At 38.7% G+C, this 6640-nt stretch carries 8 protein-coding genes; 3 read left to right on the top strand and 5 right to left on the bottom strand.

Going from position 1 to position 6640, the window contains the following annotated elements; all coding sequences use genetic code 11:
* Nucleotides 1-192 precede the first annotated feature (192 nt).
* Entirely contained in the window at nt 193-1149 is a 957-nt protein-coding gene (locus tag AC1DSL_RS14905) for an LCP family protein (protein WP_016427294.1), read from the bottom strand.
* A gap of 146 nt (nt 1150-1295) precedes the next feature.
* Between AC1DSL_RS14905 and msrA the strand changes: the two genes are divergently transcribed.
* Nucleotides 1296-1814 carry a peptide-methionine (S)-S-oxide reductase MsrA gene (gene msrA, locus AC1DSL_RS14900; protein WP_477532772.1) on the top strand — a complete coding sequence of 173 codons (519 nt, stop codon included), beginning with the start codon at nt 1296-1298 and terminating at the stop codon, nt 1812-1814.
* A 95-nt stretch (nt 1815-1909) separates the two neighbouring features.
* On the opposite strand, the gene AC1DSL_RS14895 is transcribed toward msrA, so the two are convergent.
* Nucleotides 1910-3100, bottom strand: a complete 1191-nt coding sequence (locus AC1DSL_RS14895; protein WP_477532771.1) for an MFS transporter — start codon at nt 3098-3100, stop codon at nt 1910-1912.
* 146 nt (nt 3101-3246) lie between these two features.
* Between AC1DSL_RS14895 and AC1DSL_RS14890 the strand changes: the two genes are divergently transcribed.
* A complete protein-coding gene (locus AC1DSL_RS14890) occupies nt 3247-3561 on the top strand; it encodes a hypothetical protein (protein ID WP_016427297.1) in 315 nt (104 codons plus the stop codon).
* On the opposite strand, the gene AC1DSL_RS14885 is transcribed toward AC1DSL_RS14890, so the two are convergent.
* From AC1DSL_RS14885 to AC1DSL_RS14875, 3 genes are all read right to left on the bottom strand, one after another.
* Nucleotides 3527-4066 carry a GGDEF domain-containing protein gene (locus AC1DSL_RS14885; RefSeq protein WP_477532770.1) on the bottom strand — a complete coding sequence of 180 codons (540 nt, stop codon included), beginning with the start codon at nt 4064-4066 and terminating at the stop codon, nt 3527-3529. The two genes, AC1DSL_RS14890 and AC1DSL_RS14885, sit on opposite strands and share 35 nt — an antisense overlap.
* Nucleotides 4067-4159: 93 nt before the next feature.
* Complete coding sequence (locus AC1DSL_RS14880) at nt 4160-4321, bottom strand: hypothetical protein (RefSeq protein WP_477532769.1); 162 nt, start codon at nt 4319-4321, stop codon at nt 4160-4162.
* Between the two features lie 51 nt (nt 4322-4372).
* Nucleotides 4373-4987: an alpha/beta hydrolase gene (locus AC1DSL_RS14875; RefSeq protein WP_477532768.1), complete on the bottom strand. Its 615-nt coding sequence runs from the start codon at nt 4985-4987 to the stop codon at nt 4373-4375.
* Between the two features lie 124 nt (nt 4988-5111).
* Between AC1DSL_RS14875 and AC1DSL_RS14870 the strand changes: the two genes are divergently transcribed.
* A partial coding sequence (locus tag AC1DSL_RS14870; protein ID WP_477532767.1) for an ABC-F family ATP-binding cassette domain-containing protein occupies nt 5112-6640 on the top strand: 1529 nt, incomplete at its 3' end.

Raw genomic sequence — 6640 nt, 5'->3', positions numbered from 1 at the left:
TCAAACCCAATAATAAGATCAATAACATTAAATATAGTGTATTCCTCCCACCTAGAAACTGAATGAATCTAGTAGAAAAAAAGGATGTTTTTTCTGGTTGCATATCATGTCCCCACTTTCGAATTCTCATAATCTTAAGAATGATTACGATAAAACTAATTTTACAGGAAAATTGCGCTGATAATCAATTTATCAACGCAATCGCATTCCTAGGAATTCGCTTAAAGCCTGCTTATTTTCATCTAGATTTATTTCAATGACAGATCCTACACCCGGATAAGACCCAAAATCATAACTATGTTCCACAGGGATGGTCATTTTATTAATGTCTACTCCCCCGCTGAACGCCAGGCTTAGTACTCGTTTGACTTCATCTGTAGATGAGTAATCAGACTGGACATAACCATGTATGGCCCCTGCAAATTTCGGGTAATGAGCAGCATTGGAAGGACTCATGATTTCATCTTTTAATGCTTCCATAACTTTTTGCTGTCTCTCAACTCGTCCGAAATCCCCTTCAGCATCTGCGCGGAACCGTGCATATCCTAAAAGTTCCTTCCCATTCAACTGTTGAACTCCAGGTTCAAGTGAAACCCCAATTTTCTCGGACATCGCTTTTTCGACATCTATTTCGACACCGTCTGGTGCAACAATATCAACCAACGATTCAAAGCTTTTAAAATCTATCAGCGCATAATGGTGGATTGGCACGCCGAACATACTTGAAATCGTATCCTTGACAAGTTGTACGTCACCTAAGTAGTATGCAGTATTCAGCTTATAGGATTTGTATCCTGGAATTTGAGCGTAAATATCTCGCATGAACGACACAACATTCACTTCGTCGGTTTCTTTATTCCACGAAACCAGCATCATTGTATCAGAACGGGATTGTTCTTCTCCCCGAGTATCTACACCAAGAACCAAAACATTCTCAATGGATGGGTTTTTCACATCCATCGGATCACCTGTGAACTCAATATCATTTTTCCCTTTATTGGAAGCCAGCTCTTGACCAGCTTTAAATTGAACGAATGAATATATAGCTACTCCTATTGCAGCCAAAAATAGAAGAGTCATAAAAAATCTACCGAAACGAAACTTTCTTTTCCTTCTCATGGAACGACGATTTGGAACTTGTTCTTCCAAAACGCTCCCCCCTTTCATATCTTTCATATAATAGAACGAAATAAGTCCAAAAAAGTTGCTTTTTTTCCTCTTCAATCATAGTTGTTGAGCACAGAGGATGCAAGTGCTACAATACGGTCTATGCAGGTTTGAGAGGAGTTTTATAAATGGAAATAGCTACATTTGCAGGCGGTTGTTTTTGGTGTATGGTCAAGCCCTTTGATCAATGGGATGGAATAGAGTCCGTCATTTCAGGTTATATGGGTGGACATGTTGAGAATCCTACATATGAAGACGTGAAAAAAGGAAATTCAGGGCATCTTGAGGTCGTACAAATTCAGTTTGACCCATCTGTTTTTACATATAAACAATTACTTGAAATTTTTTGGCAGCAAATTGATCCAACGGATGACGGAGGTCAATTCCAGGACCGCGGAGAATCTTATAAAACAGCGATTTTCACACATTCCGATGAACAAGTGGAAATAGCGAATGAATCAAAACAAGCACTCGCTGAGAGCGGACGTTTCTCCAAACCAATCGTCACACCAATCCACCCTGCGGAAACATTTTATATCGCAGAAGACTATCATCAAGATTACTATAAAAAAGAACCGGATCATTACGCAGAAGATCGCGCTATGTCCGGCCGTGATGAATTCATCCAAGAGAATTGGAAGAAGTAATTCGATTTCTAGCCTTGCGTTTGCAAGGCTTTTTTATTTAGGCACGCTTATCGCACATTCGCGCTAGTCGCATGTTCTGCAAGAACCCACAAATATCAAATGCTTTCTTTAACATGACCTTTATTTAAAAGGACCGTGACTATAAACATTCCTATAATTAAAGCGAGCAAGACAAAGAACGTCATTTGATGTGTTCCGCTCCAATCGTATAAAATACCGATTGCCAAAGGAACAAGCCCTCCCATGATAAAACCGCCTGTCTGAACCATTGCCGTCCATGCGTTCGCTTCTATTGCATCTGTCGTTTCATCGAGTGGTAGCAGTAATGCAAGCGGGAACAATACACCAAGTGTAAATCCAAGGAGAATCGCTGCCGGCCAAATCAGTGTCATATTCCCTGTCAATAACAAAACAATTCCAATGGTCCCGATAATGAGCGCGGAATAAATCCAAAATGATCGGATAGGAAATTTCTCAAGTAGTAAAGGGATGAAAATGTTTGTTACTATTTGTGCGACTGTCAAAACACTGATAACTGAACCTGCTTCAACCACATTAAATCCTAGTTCACTCGCTGCAGATGCAAGCCATGTCGTCAATGAGAAAAACAATGAAGCTTGAAAACCAAAAAACAATAAAATAAGCCATGCTCTCGTATTTGTCCACGGCGAACGGAATGATGCTGTCACATTTTCTCGTTCAATCGGAACAGCGATTTCTTTTTCTGGCTTCATGGCAACGACCCAAACCAAGTATGCCAACAATGCTAACGAAGACCAGAAAGCTAGGGCATACTCCCATTCTTCACCGATTTTGACATATAATATACCGGTTAAACCAGCACTCAATGTTGCACCAGCACCCATACCTAGTGAATAGATTCCTATARCTGAAGCAGTACGAGTAGGGAATTTTTCTTTAATTAATGATGATAAAATAGGTCCGATAATTGCAATGGCAACACCTATTACAAAAGCAGTCACCAATAGTGATACATAGTCATTTAACCATGCACGTAATAAAGTAAGCACACCTATTAAGACGATTAATAAAGAAATCCCTCTTCTTTGTCCGAACTTATTCAGCCAGTGAACAGCCAATGGTGCGAATAATCCCATACAGATTACGGGAACCGCCGTTAACAAGCTTACTTCACTGTTCGTCAAATTTAAATCATTTCGGATTGTGTCCAGTAATGGCCCGATTGATGTAATAGCAGGTCGTAAATTTAAGGCAATCAAAAAGATGGCAATTAATAATGATGTCATTGATTTTTGGGAATTCATAATCTCCGCCCTCTATAATTAAAATAGTTCTCCACCAAGTAAATCATATCAGACGTCCGACCACAACTATGAATCTTTGTATCTAGTATGCAAACTTGTGTTCCCATTTGATAAATTGTACAATAAATGGTGAAAGGGTGAATAAATTGAAACTCATTCAATGGAGTTACACGAAAAGATACCAAGTGAAAGCTATTTTTGATGAATTTCCAAATATGATTCTCGTATTCAGGACGATAGGGTCTTATTATTTTATATTTACTACAAAAGGATCGATAGACAATCGATATCCAACCAGAAAAGATTATGTTGAAATGGAACTGTTGGTAAATGAGCAGCTGCAAACGTTGCAATCCTATATAAATCGCAAGTCACCACTCGAAATGAAGTGGGTTGACGAATGGTTGCAAAAAAAAGAACTTCCACTTACTCAATTGGAAGTCCTTTCTCATAAAGAATAATTTGATTGCGACCAAGCGATTTTGCGATGTAAAGTGCTTGGTCTGCACGTTTCAATAAATCTTCCAATGATTGCTGTACATCATATTCATGCACACCAGCCGAAAATAATAACGGCACTGGATCCATTCGGTATTTCAACAATTCTTCATTGCAGCAATCTTGTAGAGAAAGTAATTGACGGTGAATTTCCTGCGTGTTGCTGTTTTGAAAAAGAATAATAAATTCTTCTCCACCCCACCTCGCAACGACATTCGAATCATTAATTTTCCGTCTTAATAGGCTGGCAAAAGTTTGGAGGGCAATATCCCCAAATGTATGCCCGTATTGATCGTTGATGTTCTTGAAATGATCCAGATCCAATATCGCCAAAGTAAAAGTCTGTCCGCTCACTTCAAAACGATTTTGAGCCTTACGGATTTCCTCCACCATTTTCCGTCGATTAAATAGTGACGTTAAGTGATCGGTAATGGAAAGCTCCTTTACTTGTTCGACCAAACGTTCCAACTCCTCATGGCTCCTATGAAGCAAAATCTCAATTTCTTTTCGCTCGGTAATATCGATATGTGTCCAATCATGCGCTTTGCGAATCCTCGATTGTCACGCTCCACCGATTTTCAACGACCCAAAACCCAACGATTTTGGAGATATATGTTCTACTTCTTGTTTTCCGTTATCCAATACCCGGTGCATAAAAATTATTGGTCCATTCCAAGTCATTTCATGAAAAGGCGTTTCAAACACTTTTTCCATATTACCCATAATACACCAACTATCTAATACACTTATTATAACTGAAAGCAAAAATTAAGGCTACCTAATTAAGGTATACCAATCACGTGCATCCTGTATTTCCTTCATTGTCAATTGGTGTCCGTTGTTATACCATTTTTCCTGAACTTTAGCTCCTTGAACACGTAATACATCAATTAACTCCTGCGTTTCTTTTTGAGGAATAATGGGATCGTTCGTTCCTGCCCCAATAAAAATATGTGCATTCTGTATTTCTTTAACTGTGTTGTTTCGATATGGCACCATTGCATGGAATAAAATCGCTCGATCGACAATTTTCTCATGTTTCATCAGCAATGTTGCTGCAATATTTGCTCCATTGGAATAGCCAATAACTGTGACTAGGTCAGTGTTCGGTGCATAATGCGATAAAGCTTCCTTTAGGAACGTATGGAGTTCTTCTGCGCGGTAAAACAAATCTTTCTCGTCAAAAATACCTTCTGCTAGACGTCGGAAGTATCGTGGCATGCCCCCCTCCAAAACATTTCCACGAACTCCAAGTAAGGATGCTGTCGGATCGATATGTTTTCCCACATTAATCAAATCATGTTCATTTCCACCTGTACCGTGTAGCAATATCAAGACGTTTTTTTTATTTGTTCCTTCAATAAATATGTGTTGATGTGTTTCATTCATCGTTATCCCCTCCTTCTTTTTATTTTATCTTGAATTCAAGATATATTCCACTCTTAAAGTTTGAGCATTCTTATACCCTTTCATGATATAATAGAAGCATTGTGAAAAATAAGGAGGTTCAAACATGATTGCTGTAAGTAATGTAAGTTTACGCTTCGGAGATCGCAAGCTTTTCGAAGACGTCAATATAAAATTCAACCCAGGTAACTGTTACGGATTAATTGGTGCTAACGGTGCGGGGAAATCAACTTTTATTAAAATCTTATCAGGTGACATTGATACACAAGAAGGTAACGTCATCATGAACCCGAACGAACGTATGGCTGTCCTAAAACAAAATCACTTCGAATATGAAGAGTATCCTGTTTTGGAAACAGTTATGATGGGTCATAAACGTTTGTATGAAGTCATGAATGAAAAGAATGCCATCTATATGAAAGAAGATTTCTCTGATGAAGATGGCATGCGTGCTGCTGAACTTGAAGGTGAGTTTGCTGACATGAACGGATGGGAAGCGGAATCTGAAGCGGCTATCCTTCTTCAAGGTTTGGGAATTGGTGAAGAATTCCACACGAAAAAAATGGCAGATTTAACTGGTTCTGAAAAAGTGAAAGTTCTATTGGCACAAGCTCTATTCGGCAAACCTGATGTACTTTTACTCGATGAGCCTACTAACCATCTGGACTTAAAAGCGATTCAATGGTTGGAAGAATTCCTAATCAACTTTGAAAATACTGTTATCGTCGTTTCCCATGACCGTCACTTCCTTAATAAAGTTTGTACACATATTGCCGATCTTGATTTCGGTAAAATTCAAGTGTATGTCGGAAACTATGATTTCTGGTATGAGTCCAGCCAATTGGCACTTAAAATGTCTCAAGATCAGAACAGTAAAAAAGAAGAGAAAATCAAAGAACTTCAAGCGTTCATTGCACGATTTAGTGCCAATGCCTCGAAGTCTAAGCAAGCTACTTCTCGTAAAAAAATGTTGGATAAAATCGAATTGGACGATATCCGACCTTCATCACGTAAGTATCCATATGTAAACTTCCAAATGGGCCGTGACATCGGAAATGATGTATTGTCCGTTCAAGATATTACAATGGAACATGAAGGCCAAACATTATTTAAAAACATTCATTTCTCCGTAAATAAAGATGACAAAATCATCTTGATCGGTGATCCAATTGCAAAATCTTCTTTACTACGTGTATTGGCTGAAGAAGTGCAACCTGTTGAAGGTTCAATTCGTTGGGGTGTCACAACTACTCGTTCATACTTCCCTATCGACTACAGTGAATACTTCACTGGCAAAGAAAATTCTTTAGTTGATTGGTTACGCCAATATTCTCCAGATGACGAAAGCGAAACTTTCTTACGAGGGTTCCTTGGACGTATGTTGTTCTCTGGCGAAGAAGTAAAGAAAAAACCTGCTGTACTATCAGGTGGAGAAAAAGTTCGTTGTATGCTTTCTAAAATGATGTTAGCCAACGCTAACGTTTTGCTGTTGGATGAACCGACTAACCACTTAGACTTGGAATCAATTCAAGCACTGAACAATGGATTAATTGCTTTCAAAGGCGCAATGATTTTCACTTCTCATGACCATCAGTTCATTCAAACAATTGCTAATCGTGTAATTGAAATCATGCC

Source organism: Paenisporosarcina sp. P4_D4 (genome assembly GCF_056401835.1).
This window is presented reverse-complemented; position numbering and strand designations above follow the sequence as displayed.

Bases quoted from the DNA above. Each gene is read 5' to 3' on its own strand.
- msrA (WP_477532772.1), top strand. From the start codon at position 1,296: ATGGAAATAGCTACATTTGCAGGCGGTTGTTTTTGGTGTATGGTCAAG.
- AC1DSL_RS14880 (WP_477532769.1), bottom strand. From the start codon at position 4,321: ATGGGTAATATGGAAAAAGTGTTTGAAACGCCTTTTCATGAAATGACT.
- AC1DSL_RS14875 (WP_477532768.1), bottom strand. From the start codon at position 4,987: ATGAATGAAACACATCAACACATATTTATTGAAGGAACAAATAAAAAA.